We start from the raw sequence: 14,079 nt of genomic DNA on the forward strand, positions 1-14,079 counted from the left end.
TCAGCATTTACTATAGCACCCAAGCTACTCAAAAGCCTGAAAATTAAATCAGGTTATGAACATTCCGAAATTTCCTTCGCTTATCCCTTGAGAAGAATTTTATTTCGCTTTTCATCAAAACGGCGATTTTCTTTATCCATCTTTTCGTGGAACGTGTCCTCGGCTTTATCAACCTTCTCAACTAATTTTGCTCTCTTCTCTCTTATTTTCTCTGACTTGTCTTCTTTCGCGACTTCACGTTCAAATTCAGCCCTAGCTTTATCAAGTTTACGCTGTAACTCTTCGTCGAGCTTTCTGATTTTCTGATCATGTTCTTCGTTGAGTTTCCGAAGTTCCCGTGTGGCTTCATTAGAGATGCCTGAAGGTGCTGGCTCATATTGACGACGATAGTCATACCCTCGTTTCAAAGGGTCAATCCCTGTGTTACGACGCACCTCTTCACGTATAGTTTCCAAGGTTTGGCCAACCACTTCCTCAATGATATCTTCAACTATCTCACCAGAGTTAGAACCAGCCTGATCTGCCATTGCAATAGTTGAAAACCCAGCCCCTCCCATTATGAGTGATATAACAAAACCAACGACTGAGAGTGTCTGTGCCTGCCTCATATTATCAATACCCTTTAGAAACTTAAGCTAGGCATTGTGTGACATAGAAATATGACCTTCCTGTGTCGAAGGAGAATAATACGAATAGAATTGTAAATGAGTTTATCTTGGGTCCTTAACCACTTTCTCAAGGGAGCAGCCTTTAAATGGTTAAAACAAGTTATGAGCATTCAGGATTTCTTGATAACGGCCACTCAACTCCAAATGCTCCATTCCCCGGTTAAAAGCGTCACAAACACTCTGATCCCGAAAAATCAGATGTCTTGAGCTTGGGGGAAATATGGGATGTACGGCGATGGATTGAGAACGATCAACACTTTCAGGAAACTCTCCGTTTTCAACGATCCAGTTAAAGCTATTCAAGTCCCCGACAATGAAATCCGTGTCACCGCTGAATAGCTCAATACCTTGCCTGCGCTGATGCTTGACCTCTTCATAACCTTTGATTTTCGCAAAAACTTTGGAGAAATTTATCCCCAACATTCCAGGGGCTTCTGCCACTCCGATAACACGTTGATCTCGAAGGTCTTCAATATCGTCTAAAATAAGATCCCGTGACGAAAGCGAAATCGCAACAGTTCGATGAAAAATATAAGGTCTGGAATAACACCCCCCGAGCTCGTTACCTCTGGACACGCCCATCACAGCATCGACTTGATACCCTAATCTTTGTGTTTCCTGGCTCAGGGGAGCTGTATGATCTTGAGAAATCACGTTAAGGCGATACCCCTCAAAGGCCAAGGCTTCTCGTACGATATCCAACTCTGCCCCGTAAGTATCTCTGATATTATCTCTGATATTATCTCTGTGATTATCTCTGGGAATTTCATCTGGTCTAATAAGATAAGGGGGATTAGGAGACCCGATTTGCAGCCTCAGTTCTTTAAATTCAACTTTGTTATGTGCAAGATCTTCTGCAAGAGCAGGTTCCAACCAAAGCAAGAGAATAAACCAAAGATACAATGCAACCAGGCCATAGCCCAACTTTACCAACCCTGAAATCACTTTTCTTCTGGAGTCAAAATCCAATTTTCTCTCTATCCTTTTTGGAGGAAAGAAAAATACTACCTTAAGGTGTAAATTACTTATTAACAAACCCCATAATTTCAACAAATATTTCACTTGCATCCCCAGAGTGGAAACCTACATTAGGACAAAGAATTTTAAAAAAAATAATAACTTCAGTAACGGACCTCCCATGAAAAGATCAAAGACCCTGAAACTGGCCCTGATGGGGGCAAGTGCCCTTGCCCTGACAGCATGTGAAGAACCTCAGGAGGTCGGGATCTTTGAGACTGTGGAGCAATGTTCGCAGCAAGACGGTTTTGACAGTTCAACATGTGAAGAGAACATGAAACTGGCCGAGGCCGAGCATATTCGTGTCTCACCCAAATATACATCCGTTGAAGATTGCGAAGTAGATTTTGGCGCAACACAATGTGAAATTGCGCCGATGCAAACTCAAGGTGGTGGCTCCGTCTTTATGCCCTTAATGATGGGTTACATGATGGGCAATATGCTTGGCGGTAATTCACGGGTAGCGACACAACCGCTTTATCGCTCAGCTGATGATGCCAAGAATTTCCGTACAGGTGACAATCAGAAAGTTGCCGGTAAGACTGGTATCTCCAAAGTCCCTGGTAACGTGGCGAAAGCCCCAACCACCAAAACAAGTACCGTCAGACGTGGTGGGTTTGGTGCCAGTGCCCCGCGAACAACAAGCAGATCTCGGAGCTTTGGTGGTTAAGGCCATAAATTACCTAGCTTAACAACATGCATAACAGAAAAACCTTCTATTAAGGTCCTGACTTTACACGAGTACAAAAATGCAACGGATCTCCCTCGAAGAACGCGATGACTGGAAAGAACAAGCCGAAGAGATGGGCTTTCATTTCCATACTATAGACGATGCCCCCTATTGGGATGAGAGCGCCTGTTATCGTTTTAGTCTTGAGCAGATCGAAAATGACATTGAAGACCCAAGCGAGGCGATTGAAGGCCTCTGCTTTGAGGTGGTAGACCGCGCGATTAACTCTGAAGAAGTCATGTCTAAACTGGCGATCCCGGAAGACTTCTGGGATTACATCCGCGCCAGTTGGCTCAACAAGGAAAAAAACCTCTACGGCCGTCTCGACTTTTCCTATGATGGCAATGGTCCAGCCAAGCTTCTGGAATACAATGCCGACACACCAACTTCACTTTATGAAAGCGGTGCGTTTCAATGGCTTTGGCTTGAACAGGCGATGGAACGCGATATTATTCCCAAAGGTTGTGATCAGTTCAACTCGGTCCATGAACGGCTGGTAGAAGCCTTCCAAAACATGGGTATCGACGGCAAACTTCACCTCGCATCTTGCCAGGGCAGCCCCGAAGATGAAGGCACTGTTCGTTATATCCAGGACTGCGCCATTCAAGCAGGTGTAGATACAAACTTCCTTCACATGGAAGATATTGGTATCGATGAGAACGGTCACTTCAGCGATCTCGATGACATGGGCATTCGTACCCTGTTCAAGCTTTATCCATGGGAGTGGATAATGACTGATGAGTTCGGAAAGTCGGTGCCCAACAGCGGGGTCACTTTATTGAACCCGCTTGGAAAGCGATCTTGTCCAACAAAGGCCTCCTGCCCTTATTGTGGGAAATGTTCGAAGGTCACCCGAACCTTTTACCCGCTTTCTTCGCCGATGATCCCCGGATATCTAATCTGGAAGGTGGCTACGTCAAAAAACCACTGTTCTCCCGTGAAGGTGCCAATATAGAAATTATCCGCCCTGATGAAGCCCCTGTATCGGTTGAAGGCCCCTATGGTAGCGAAGGCTTTATCGTACAGGCCTTTCATCCTTTGCCTGTGTTTGAAGGCAATCACACGGTTATTGGTTCCTGGCTTGTCGCCAGTCAGCCCTGTGGCATGGGCATCCGCGAAGACAACTCCCCCATTACCAAGGATAGTTCGCGGTTCTTACCGCATGTGATATACTAATCTACGAAAAGCCTTAACCTGGTTACTCGTAAAAAATCGCATTATGAAGAATGTCCTATTCATATGCAGTGAAAACAGGATGCGCAGCCGAACCGCGGAAACAATTTGGAACGCACATCCTGATTTATCGGTTCGTTCCGCGGGGACCAATGCCAGCGCCGTAAGAACCGTCAGCGTTGATCATATGCAATGGGCAGATGTTATCCTTGTCATGGAGCAACACCACAAAGACAAACTAACAGATCGTTTCCCAAGTCTGGTTGAGGGCATGACCATCCACGTTTTGGAAATACCAGACATTTACCGATACATGGACCCGTTCCTGATGACAATTCTGGAAAAAGTGGTCCCTGATCACCTCAAGCTATAGAGCTCCATATATAAGCGTGCTGCCCCAAAATGTATTCGTTTGTCGGTCTCAACCTAAACGGCCGTAAAAGGTCATGCGTGCTGATTCTGAAAGCGCAATATCCGGCTTTGAGTTATAAGCAAGAACAACCAGCATCCGGGTGCGGTTTCCCTCAACCGGGGCGACACGGTGGATCGCATTACGACCGCGAAAAAGAACCAAAGCACCGGCACTCATTGAGAGACTTTTAACTGATTGCTCACCATTCAAGACTTGCTCAACTCCCTCAAAGTTCATTTCGTTATTATCCGCATCGCGCAATCCCCCGACATACTCGAAAGCGCCACCGGCTTCCGGCTCTTGGATCATCAGGGTTGTTGCAAAGGATGAATTATCAAAGTGCCACCCCAACTCCTGACCAGTGTTCGCGTAATGAAGATTTATAGAAGAAAGCGGGTCAGCATAGTGATGCAGTTCTTCTTCCCCCAATACAGAGCACAAAAAAGACCGAAACTCTTGTGCATCATATAGTTCCCGCAAAGGCGAATTCACAGGTATAATGTCATCAGTGATACAGCCTTTAGAAGATATCACTTTTCTATTTCTGGGGTGATTATCGCTGTATTCAGGGTCTGTGGGCGTTAAGTATACATTGTGTTCCTGAGTACAAAAATAAGCTTTGTCCTCATTCACTTCCCCTTCTTCCAGAATTTCTGCCAGCGCATTGGCATTGAGGAAATTTTCGAGAACGAGAACACCGGTATCATCCACGGATTTCCGGCATGACTGTCTAAAGTCTTCATTCATCAGGGGATATCGCTTGAGGTCGATAATATCGGCAACAGACATTGAGATCTTCTCCTAATTTAAATTCTAAAAAGGAGACTACAGCACTTCTATCATTGGTAAAAACTTGTATTATCTTATCAAAGGATAAGAAAAATATGGTTAGATTTACTCTAAAACAATGCAGTTATTTTATGGCCGTCGCCGAACAAGGCGGCATCGCGCAGGCTGCGCGGGTTATGAACATATCTCAGCCTGCCATCGCACAGGCAATAGATAAGCTAGAGGACATCACTGGATTACAACTCTTTGATCGCCAACACGCACGTGGCATGGATCTCACCGTTCAAGGTCGCGCCTTTTACAGTGAAGCGGAAAAGTTAATCGCAACGACCCAAGCAGTGGAACGCAATGTTTCTGATATATTAGCCAATCTTGCGGGTACTATCAGGCTTGGATGTTTTCAATCCATTGCCCCCTTTCACGTCGCTAGATTATCAAGCCGTTATCATAGTCTTTTTCCAAATGTCGAGGTAGAGGTAAGCGAACTGCTGCAAAGTGAACTGGTAACGGAATTACTAACGGGAAACATAGACTTAGCAATCTTATATGATCTTGGCCTGGACCCTTCTTTACTCGGCTGGAGAGTGCTTTCAAAACCCAAACCTTATGTCATATTACCTAGGGATCACAAAAAGAGCTCTCAAACCAAAATCAGTTTAAAAGAACTCGCTGACGAGCCTTACGTCCTTTTTGACGCTCCCGGTAGCCGGGAATATTTTTATTCGATATTTGCCCGCTATCAGATCACACCACAAATTTCATTTCGTTCCACGTCTCTTGAATCAGTCAGAAGCGCTGTGGGCCATGGCTTGGGCTTTTCCCTACTTACCATGCGCCCCAATGAACCCAGCACCTATGATGGGCATCAAATCGTTTCTCTGGAAATCAAAGAAGATATTGAACCAACACAGATCGTCCTGGCCCACAAGGTTGATGCGAGTATGCCCCCGCTCCTGAAAAAATTCACCGACTATTGCATAGAAGATTTTAAACAGCAGAAGTCCAAACCTCGTTGATGAGGATCATTAAGTCTCGATATCAGGACGCGCGTGATATGAACTCTTTAAGCTATCTGGATCTGAGCCCACATTTCCAGTATGAATTATTGCATTTTATTTTTACACCCCACAGAGTTTTAAAAAGTCTCCTAGGCCCTATATTACCACTATTGATTGCCAGCGGCGCTTCGTCTATGAGTAGTATTTTAGAATAGAAATTACCTTAGACTTTCAACGATTTTCAAATATATACAGGAATTTGAAACGGTTTGTTGATGCAAATAAAACTGAAGTCTGTGGTCATTTTCTATCTGATAAAATTCACTACAGAAACACGAGAGCCTCTTTTGCCGAGGGGGTTCATCAAAACCCGGGGGATATATGTTAAAAAAACTCACGTTGCTACTTGCTACCGTATTGACAATTTTAGGTCTGGAACTCGCTTCAAACACACAAAATGCTTGGGCTCTAGATCTCTCTCCAGAAGACTGTCCTGTCAAAATCGGGGCTGTAATCTCTGATGATATTGATAGTCAGGAATGCACGCGCTACACCTCTGAAAACAATAGAAGCTATTACTATATCCTGGGATGGAAATCAAAAGTCAAATCTCAAGTCAGCAACCTTGTCTACCAGCCAATCCGGGGCTTTCAATACTGGAAGACAGCTCCTACTGTAGAGAAAAAAGATATCCACAATTGGAGTAGCTTCAAGAATATTAAACTCGATACTGTAACTGAGGTCTCATGTACCGGTTACACCTGTTACACTTTTTCTCTTCCTAATAAAAATGCCGAATGCATGTGGTTTGCCAAAAAATCTAGACAGGGTGATAAGTTTCTCCCTGGTGGCGGCATTGCCAATGGTATTTTGAGAGGATCCCTTTGTAAATTAGGTAAAAAAACACCTTACAATACCGAAGATGCAATGATTTACTTAGGCGCCTTATCAGCCAAGTAATATAAATTATGGGAAAGGAGACAACAGCAGTTGTCCCTTTCCCATTACTTTAAACTAAGTCATAAAAACGAAAAATCCGATATTACCTTATCTTGGCTCCGACTTAGGTGACCTAACAAATTAAGGTTTGCCACTTAGAATATGCTAAAAAATTCATGAGTTTTTGCCGTGAGGATTTTGGTTTGCAAACAAGATAAAACAACAATTGGTAATCTGCCTGACATCCGCATGTCAGTCACTTAAACTATACTATGCGCACAAGACCCGATCTTTGGGAATAGTGATAGTCACGGTCGTCCCAATGCCCACTTCGCTTTCCAACTCAAATGTACCGCCGTGGTTGGCAACCAAAGATTTAACGATTGGTAAGCCAAGGCCTGTTCCCTCCTCACGGCGGGTCAGGCTTCCTGCTACCTGACCAAAGGGTTCCATCACCAGTGCCTGGTGTTTGCTATCGATCCCAATACCAGTATCTTTTATGCTGAGAATAAATGCCCCATCGGACCCAATATCACTTGTAATTGTGACATCACCACCAGGTTTGGTGAACTTTATGCTATTGCTTAACAAGTTCAAAAGGATCTGTTTAAATTGACGGGCATCTAGGAAAACATGACAATTAGTAGATAAATTTTCATGCCAAACCTTAACGCCTCCCTTCTCGGCCCGGCCCTTAACCATCAGAAGAATTCCGGAAATAACAGCCGTGACATCCACATTCTCTTCTTCAAGATCCAACTCCCCAGCTTCAATGCGGGAGATGTCGAGAATGTCGTTGATTAATTCCAGTAAGAATTTACCTGATCGGTGAATATCAACAACATACTCCTTGTTTTGATCACTCCCCAAAGATCCGAAAAGTTCATGATTCAAAGCCTCCGAAAACCCAATGACAGAATTCAAAGGGGTCCGCAGTTCATGGCTCATATTAGCGAGAAATTCAGACTTTGATCGATTGGCAAGTTCTGCACGGTCCTTTTCCAAAATCATGGCCCGTTCTGCATTATCTCTTTGAATAGATACCGCAACAGCAGAACGCAAAGTCCAGATCACAGCAAACATAAGCCCAAGAGCAACAGCAGCAAGAATATAAGAGGATAGATTGAGCAAACGATCAACCCTCGCCATTCGCTCAGTTACATCAAAATAAATCTCGAAGGCGCCAAGAAATTTTTTACCCTCGCCAGAACTTAAAATGGGAACATAAGTTTCGACCACATCCAATCTGACAATATCGCCTTCTAAACTCGGGGTATTCTTACGAATTAATTTGGTAAAAAGGTGTCCTTGGGCAACGATATTATGGAAGTAATCATTCTTATTAAGCTGGCCAATATCCTCTGCATCGGTCGAATAAATGATTTCACCCGTTGCGTTAAAGACTTTTACCTTAATCAAATCAAGAGACGCTATAATTTCCGGGGCATTGGAGGTAAACTTTTCGGGAAGAGAAATTTTTCCCTCACCCTGTATGCCTAATGCGAATTCCAGATGCCGTGCGGAACGTTGAGCCTCTTGCTCTGTGATTTCTGTAACAAAATCGGCAAAAAGCGGGTACAGAATAAAACGATTAGCCAAAGGAAAAACAATTGCAATCGCAAGGGACAACAAGAAAATATTACGTAAATAGCCTGTACGGAAGACTGTCCTGATCTGACTATAAATCGTATTTCCCTGGCCTTGGAACGGTTCCTGCGCGGTCTGGTCAGCTGTTACCTTGTCTTCGTGCAATTGATTTATCCATATCTTGCCCCCTCAGTCACAGACTACAATCTACTTTAAGGCAATTAAACATTCTATAAACTATGAAGCTTGAAACGTTACCACTCTGCAACTTACTTCTTTATAGGCCCCTCTGGTCGACAAGCATCCATTGCCTTATCCAATGCTCTATTGCTCACCTGGATTTGTTGGGTCACACAAAGCACATTCCGATTGGGATCACGATCCGCAAAAGCCACAGAACTCAGCACATCAATCGAGCAAGTCAGTATAAAACCCATGAAAAAGAATATACGGATATACGACACGACTAAGTCCAATTCAAACGGTTTGGAGAAGGCAAATCATAAGGAAGAAATCCTATCAACAGCCTTTTACCAGAAGATTTTACTTACCCAACCGATCCTCTTTTATCAATCACCGTCGGCGCCTTTCACAGACAAATTATTCAGGAAATTAAGCCTACGAATTGTAAAAAAATACAAAATAGCGTACTGTTACATGCAACAGATAGTTGAGTAGGGTTTACTGGACTGAGTAAAACGGCAAATTAGAAACCGTCGCTTGGTTATTTTATAGACATTGCAGTGTGGTTTAGGAACATAGAGGTATTACACTATGATTCTTGTTATTGTACTGGTCTTGCTTGTCGTCGGCTCTGTCGTTTTCAGCTTTGTGAGCCCGTGGTGGTTTACGCCTCTTGCCTCAAATTGGGGCACCATCGACACGACACTCATTATTACATTCGTTATCACCGGGATCGTCTTTGTCGCGGTAGGACTGTTCATGACCTATGCCGTATTTCGCTTTCGGCACAAAGAGGGTCAACGTGCACATTACGAACCAGAGAATAAGAAACTCGAAATCTGGCTCTCTGTCCTGACCGGGATCGGTATCATCGCCATGTTGGCCCCTGGTCTGGTTGTATGGGATCAATTCATCACGGTTCCAAAAGAGGCAAAGGTTATTGAAGTTTTAGGGCGACAGTGGTCATGGGCTTTTAGGTTCCCAGGAGAAGATGGCAAGCTCGGTACAGTCGCAACCAAATACATCAGTGACGAAAATCCCTTTGGAATAAATCCCAATGACCCCACGGGACAAGACGATCTTCTCGTTGATGAAAGCGAACTTCACCTACCAGTTGGAAAACCTTACAAACTCCTTTTGCGCTCTACCGATGTTTTGCACGATTTTTACGTGCCTCAATTCCGGGCCAAGATGGATTTGGTCCCGGGTCTTGTGACTTATTTTTGGTTCACTCCGACAAGAACTGGTGAGTTTGAGATCCTCTGCGCGGAATTGTGTGGCGTTGCCCATTCTGAAATGCGCGGATCAGTCTTCATCGACGAAGAGGCTGACTTCCAAGAATGGCTTCAGGACTATTCTACCTTTGCAGAGGAAATGGCCGCACACGAAGCCAAAAAATCTGAGTTAACAGAGATCACAGAAAACACGCCCCAATAATACCTCGGCCCCAACAACACTTCGATAAGTGAAATGTTTTGATATTAGAGCGATGAGGCAGAAATAATGACAGAAGCGGCAATCACGCCAACAGACCACTTAGATCATGGCCCACAAACCTTTTTAACCAAATATATCTGGAGCCAAGATCACAAAGTCATTGCCATTCAATATGCGATAACCGCGATCTCTGTCGGGATGGTCGCCCTAGTTCTATCCTGGTTAATGCGATTACAGCTTGGCTTCCCTGACTCTTTTGATTTTATTGATCCCGAAGGTTATTACCAATACGTCACCATGCACGGCATGATCATGGTGATTTATTTGCTCACCGCCATATTCCTTGGCGGGTTTGGCAACTATCTCATCCCCTTGATGATCGGGGCCAGGGATATGGTGTTTCCCTACCTCAACATGTTAAGTTACTGGTTCTATTTGGTTTCTGTCCTGGTATTAATGGCGAGCTTCTTTGTTCCCGGAGGTCCGACAGGAGCAGGCTGGACCCTCTATCCGCCGCAGTCGATCTTACCTGGAACCCCAGGATATGACTGGGGCATCGTATTGATGCTCATCTCCTTGGTCATCTTTATTGTCGCCTTTACCATGGGTGGCCTGAACTATGTCACAACAATACTGCAGGCCCGGACTAAGGGGATGACCCTGATGCGCATGCCCCTCAGTGTTTGGGGCATTTTTGTCGCTACGATTATGGGCCTACTGGCCTTCCCTGCACTCTTCGTTGGGGGTGTAATGATGATGTTCGACAGGCTACTTGGGACAAGCTTCTTTATGCCCGCCATTATTGCTCAAGGCGAAGCACTTGAATACGGTGGTGGCAGTCCATTGCTTTTCCAGCATCTATTTTGGTTTTTCGGTCATCCCGAAGTTTATATTGTCGCCCTGCCCGCCTTTGGGATTGTCTCGGATCTGATTTCTATCCATGCCCGTAAGAATATTTTTGGCTATCGCATGATGGTGTGGGCTATCGTTGGCATCGGCGCCCTCAGCTTTGTTGTCTGGGCACACCATATGTACGTCAGTGGCATGAACCCCTATTTTGGATTTTTCTTTGCGGTTACGACCCTCATTATTGCCGTTCCCACAGCGATCAAGGTTTATAACTGGGTCTTGACCCTGTGGCGTGGGGATATTCATCTCACCATGCCAATGCTTTATTCCATCGCTTTTATTCTCACCTTCGTGGTCGGGGGATTAACCGGGCTGTTTTTGGGCAACGTTGTTATCGACGTTCCCCTTTCAGATACCTATTTTGTGGTCGCTCACTTTCACATGGTGATGGGCATTGCCCCGATCCTGGTTGTCTTTGGCGCAATTTATCATTGGTACCCCAAAATCACCGGACGCATGATGTGTGTTAAAATGGGCCACATTCATTTTTGGGTGACCTTTCTTGGTACCTACCTGATGTATTTCCCAATGCACTACTTAGGCTTTGTTGGCGTCCCCAGACGTTATTTTGCTTATGAAGACGCGGCCTTTATTCCGGAATCTGCTCAATCCCTAAATGCTTTTATTACCGTAATTGCCTTGATCATTGGCGCGGTTCAATTGTTGTTTATCTACAATTTGATCTGGAGCTACTTCAAAGGCAAAGAATCAGGACCTAATCCCTGGAAAGCCACTTCACTGGAATGGCAAACCCCTGAAACACCTCCCGGGCATGGCAATTGGGGGCCGACAGATCCTGTGGTTTATCGCTGGGCCTATGATTACAGTGTCCCGGGCTTTGAGGAAGATTTTATTCCCCAAAATGTCCCTCATGAAAAAGGCGATCCTCACCAAGGACGCGATCAGGGGGATACATGAGCCTTCGCCATACATTGATGAGTAAACCCTGGGAAGTCGGTTCAGGTGAAGTTATTGAACGGGGACAGATCTGTTCTGCCGCTCCAGGAAAACTAGCCCTGACCGCATTTTTTATCATTATCACGGTGTTATTCTCACTGTTAACAATGGGCTTTTTCACGCGTATGGCATCTGAAGATTGGGTCCCCCTTATTGAACCTGATCTTCTGATCTTAAACACGGTGTTTTTAACTCTGAGTTCACTGGCCTTTCATGGCGCATGGATAACTGTCAGAAAAGAAGAAGCAGTGCCGCAACCCATTGGCCAAAGCCAGATTAGAAACAGGTTTATGTTTCTAGGCGGACTTTTTGCAGTGGCTTTTATTCTTGGGCAAACTTTAGCCTGGCTGCAGCTCTACGGCGAAGGCAATTTTGTCGACACCAATCCCGCCATAACTTTCTTCATTCTCATCACGGCACTTCATGCAGTTCACCTTTTAGGAGGCCTCTTTGCATGGGGCCGCTCAGCATTGAAAATCTGGCAAGGTGCAAGCGCAGACAAGATTAGAAAAAGTCTCGAACTCTGTACCAGCTATTGGCATTTTTTGCTGCTGCTCTGGATGCTGATGTTTGTCCTGCTTGTGCTCGATAACAACGGGAAATTTGATTTGATCGCGATTTGCCGCGGGATTTTGTTGGGGGATTAATACAAAAGGTCTGATAAAGGACGACGACAATGTCACAACAGACACAAGAAATGACAGGAAACAAGCTACACCAACCCGATGGTTGGGAAGGTTTTAACGAGGACTGGTCATCAGATAAAGAAACCTTCAAGTCTGTCTCCTGGGGCAAGGCGATGATGTGGATCTTCCTGCTCAGTGATACCTTTATATTTGGATCATTTCTCACTGGTTACATGGCTGTAAGAATGACCACCACAGAGCTTTGGCCCAATTCCAGTGAAGTCTTTGCCCTGACAATCGCCGGGCAACATATCCCCCTCATCCTAATTGCGATCATGACCTTTGTTCTCATCAGTAGCAGCGGCACCATGGCTATGGCTGTAAACTTTGCCTACCGCAAGAACAGAAGCGCATGTGCTGCCCTTATGATCGCCACAGCCGTTTTAGGCGCTTGTTTTGTCGGCATGCAGGTTTTTGAGTGGAGTAAACTAATAGAAGAAGGTGTCAGGCCATGGGGCAACCCCTTTGGCGCGGCTCAATTCGGCTCAACATTCTTTATGATAACCGGGTTCCACGGCCTTCATGTTTCGGCCGGAGTCATCTATCTGACAGTCGTTGCCTTCAAGGTTTTACGCGGTGACTTTGAACGTACCGGCGATTATCAGGGCGTTGAGATAGCAGGCCTTTATTGGCACTTCGTCGATTTGGTTTGGGTCTTCATCTTTGCCTTCTTCTATTTATGGTAAAACCGATAAAAACGATTTAATGATCGGGAATTTATTATGACAACACAATCAGAACAACACGAAAACGAAATCCACCCAATCGGCATATATTTAAAAATCTGGGGCTTGTTGTTCATCCTCAGTGCCCTGTCTTATATGGTTGATTACCTTAGCTTTCAGGGCTACATAAGGTGGTCACTAATTCTCATATTTATGATTTTAAAAGCAGGGCTGATTGTCAGTGTCTTCATGCATATGCAGTGGGAACGCTTGGCCCTAAAAGCTGCCATTCTGGTCCCTCCCCTGGCCATATTCGTACTTGTCGCACTGATGGTAATTGAGGCAGATTATATTTTTGATTCCCGCGTTACTTACTTTGGCGCAGGCTCCTAATTTCAAGAGTTAAACTTCTTCCTCCAGTAATTCATGGCTTAATTCATGGCTTATTTAGGGCTCTATTTCGAAACCTTTATTTCATATCGTAAAATTTCACACCAAAAGGTGACAAATTTTTAACGAAATCTGATCTACACTAAATTCAGGAACAAGATCTTATAGGTATAGATTTTAATCTACGGCCTTAAGATAATATTAGCCCAGAACTTCAAAAAATCTGCGCTATTCTCAGGCTTAATCTCGCACGTTTCTAGCTCGCCTTCTCTTGGGAAATCCTCTCAAGAGGACGACACGACAGTTACTAAGCGAGAGAAATGAGCAAAGCCTAGATCTCTCCCTTATAAAGAACTAAGACGTTGTAAAAACATCCATCTTTGATGTGAGCAACGATACTATGGCTTTGCCTTTTTAATACACGGAATTAATCCGTGAACAAAAAGTACAAAAGTGACTAAGCAGTAAACCAGGGATAACAAACTCGCACTTAATATGTTCCGTCACGGGCTCGAAAGAGGGACCAACCTATAAATTTT

The 14,079-nt window shown here is 44.6% G+C and carries 14 protein-coding genes and 1 pseudogene; 10 read left to right on the top strand and 5 right to left on the bottom strand.

Features of this window, described 5'->3' with window-relative positions; genetic code table 11:
* Nucleotides 1-80: 80 nt before the first annotated feature.
* Entirely contained in the window at nt 81-608 is a 528-nt protein-coding gene (locus tag ACOGW3_RS21140; protein WP_419904761.1) for a hypothetical protein, read from the bottom strand.
* A gap of 150 nt (nt 609-758) precedes the next feature.
* Nucleotides 759-1,637 carry a hypothetical protein gene (locus ACOGW3_RS21145; RefSeq protein WP_419904762.1) on the bottom strand — a complete coding sequence of 293 codons (879 nt, stop codon included), beginning with the start codon at nt 1,635-1,637 and terminating at the stop codon, nt 759-761.
* A 169-nt stretch (nt 1,638-1,806) separates the two neighbouring features.
* Between ACOGW3_RS21145 and ACOGW3_RS21150 the strand changes: the two genes are divergently transcribed.
* From ACOGW3_RS21150 to ACOGW3_RS21160, 3 genes and pseudogenes are all read left to right on the top strand, one after another.
* Nucleotides 1,807-2,355: a DUF1190 domain-containing protein gene (locus ACOGW3_RS21150; RefSeq protein WP_419904763.1), complete on the top strand. Its 549-nt coding sequence runs from the start codon at nt 1,807-1,809 to the stop codon at nt 2,353-2,355.
* A gap of 133 nt (nt 2,356-2,488) precedes the next feature.
* Nucleotides 2,489-3,591 (top strand): annotated as a pseudogene (locus ACOGW3_RS21155) (glutathionylspermidine synthase family protein).
* 79 nt (nt 3,592-3,670) lie between these two features.
* Nucleotides 3,671-3,961, top strand: a complete 291-nt coding sequence (locus ACOGW3_RS21160; protein ID WP_419904764.1) for a hypothetical protein — start codon at nt 3,671-3,673, stop codon at nt 3,959-3,961.
* Between the two features lie 48 nt (nt 3,962-4,009).
* Here the strand turns inward: ACOGW3_RS21160 and ACOGW3_RS21165 are convergent, their stop codons facing one another.
* Nucleotides 4,010-4,789: a HalD/BesD family halogenase gene (locus ACOGW3_RS21165; protein ID WP_419904765.1), complete on the bottom strand. Its 780-nt coding sequence runs from the start codon at nt 4,787-4,789 to the stop codon at nt 4,010-4,012.
* A gap of 95 nt (nt 4,790-4,884) precedes the next feature.
* On the opposite strand from ACOGW3_RS21165, the gene ACOGW3_RS21170 reads away from it, so the two are divergent.
* Both ACOGW3_RS21170 and ACOGW3_RS21175 read left to right on the top strand, forming a co-directional pair.
* Nucleotides 4,885-5,805, top strand: coding sequence for a LysR family transcriptional regulator (locus tag ACOGW3_RS21170; RefSeq protein ID WP_419904766.1), 921 nt, complete (start codon nt 4,885-4,887; stop codon nt 5,803-5,805).
* A gap of 363 nt (nt 5,806-6,168) precedes the next feature.
* Complete coding sequence (locus tag ACOGW3_RS21175) at nt 6,169-6,747, top strand: hypothetical protein (protein WP_419904767.1); 579 nt, start codon at nt 6,169-6,171, stop codon at nt 6,745-6,747.
* 249 nt (nt 6,748-6,996) lie between these two features.
* Here the strand turns inward: ACOGW3_RS21175 and ACOGW3_RS21180 are convergent, their stop codons facing one another.
* Together ACOGW3_RS21180 and ACOGW3_RS21185 are read right to left on the bottom strand one after the other, a co-directional pair.
* Nucleotides 6,997-8,478 (bottom strand): sensor histidine kinase, encoded by a 1,482-nt coding sequence (locus tag ACOGW3_RS21180; protein WP_419904768.1) that lies wholly within the window; start codon nt 8,476-8,478, stop codon nt 6,997-6,999.
* Nucleotides 8,479-8,582: 104 nt separating this feature from the next.
* On the bottom strand, nt 8,583-8,777 hold the full coding sequence (locus ACOGW3_RS21185; protein ID WP_419904769.1) for a hypothetical protein: 195 nt from the start codon (nt 8,775-8,777) through the stop codon (nt 8,583-8,585).
* Nucleotides 8,778-9,087: 310 nt separating this feature from the next.
* Between ACOGW3_RS21185 and ACOGW3_RS21190 the strand changes: the two genes are divergently transcribed.
* The 5 genes from ACOGW3_RS21190 to ACOGW3_RS21210 all read left to right on the top strand — a co-directional run bounded on the left by ACOGW3_RS21190 (nt 9,088) and on the right by ACOGW3_RS21210 (nt 13,543).
* Entirely contained in the window at nt 9,088-9,933 is an 846-nt protein-coding gene (locus ACOGW3_RS21190; protein ID WP_419904770.1) for a cytochrome c oxidase subunit II, read from the top strand.
* A 66-nt stretch (nt 9,934-9,999) separates the two neighbouring features.
* The gene (locus tag ACOGW3_RS21195) at nt 10,000-11,760 is read left to right on the top strand and encodes a cytochrome c oxidase subunit I (protein ID WP_419904771.1); all 1,761 of its coding nucleotides are present in this window, start codon (nt 10,000-10,002) and stop codon (nt 11,758-11,760) included.
* On the top strand, nt 11,757-12,446 hold the full coding sequence (locus ACOGW3_RS21200; RefSeq protein WP_419904772.1) for a hypothetical protein: 690 nt from the start codon (nt 11,757-11,759) through the stop codon (nt 12,444-12,446). The genes ACOGW3_RS21195 and ACOGW3_RS21200 overlap by 4 nt, the downstream gene beginning before the upstream one ends.
* Nucleotides 12,447-12,475: 29 nt before the next feature.
* A complete protein-coding gene (locus tag ACOGW3_RS21205; protein ID WP_419904773.1) occupies nt 12,476-13,171 on the top strand; it encodes a heme-copper oxidase subunit III family protein in 696 nt (231 codons plus the stop codon).
* Nucleotides 13,172-13,207: 36 nt separating this feature from the next.
* Entirely contained in the window at nt 13,208-13,543 is a 336-nt protein-coding gene (locus ACOGW3_RS21210; protein ID WP_419904774.1) for a cytochrome C oxidase subunit IV family protein, read from the top strand.
* The last annotated feature ends 536 nt before the right edge of the window (nt 13,544-14,079 follow it).

The organism is Kiloniella sp. (genome assembly GCF_965205715.1).
GTDB lineage: Bacteria > Pseudomonadota > Alphaproteobacteria > Kiloniellales > Kiloniellaceae > Kiloniella.

Bases quoted from the DNA above. Each gene is read 5' to 3' on its own strand.
- ACOGW3_RS21205 (WP_419904773.1), top strand. From the start codon at position 12,476: ATGTCACAACAGACACAAGAAATGACAGGAAACAAGCTACACCAACCC.
- ACOGW3_RS21175 (WP_419904767.1), top strand. From the start codon at position 6,169: ATGTTAAAAAAACTCACGTTGCTACTTGCTACCGTATTGACAATTTTA.
- ACOGW3_RS21200 (WP_419904772.1), top strand. From the start codon at position 11,757: ATGAGCCTTCGCCATACATTGATGAGTAAACCCTGGGAAGTCGGTTCA.
- ACOGW3_RS21170 (WP_419904766.1), top strand. From the start codon at position 4,885: ATGGTTAGATTTACTCTAAAACAATGCAGTTATTTTATGGCCGTCGCC.
- ACOGW3_RS21210 (WP_419904774.1), top strand. From the start codon at position 13,208: ATGACAACACAATCAGAACAACACGAAAACGAAATCCACCCAATCGGC.
- ACOGW3_RS21165 (WP_419904765.1), bottom strand. From the start codon at position 4,789: ATGTCTGTTGCCGATATTATCGACCTCAAGCGATATCCCCTGATGAAT.
- ACOGW3_RS21195 (WP_419904771.1), top strand. From the start codon at position 10,000: ATGACAGAAGCGGCAATCACGCCAACAGACCACTTAGATCATGGCCCA.
- ACOGW3_RS21190 (WP_419904770.1), top strand. From the start codon at position 9,088: ATGATTCTTGTTATTGTACTGGTCTTGCTTGTCGTCGGCTCTGTCGTT.
- ACOGW3_RS21150 (WP_419904763.1), top strand. From the start codon at position 1,807: ATGAAAAGATCAAAGACCCTGAAACTGGCCCTGATGGGGGCAAGTGCC.
- ACOGW3_RS21140 (WP_419904761.1), bottom strand. From the start codon at position 608: ATGAGGCAGGCACAGACACTCTCAGTCGTTGGTTTTGTTATATCACTC.
- ACOGW3_RS21160 (WP_419904764.1), top strand. From the start codon at position 3,671: ATGCGCAGCCGAACCGCGGAAACAATTTGGAACGCACATCCTGATTTA.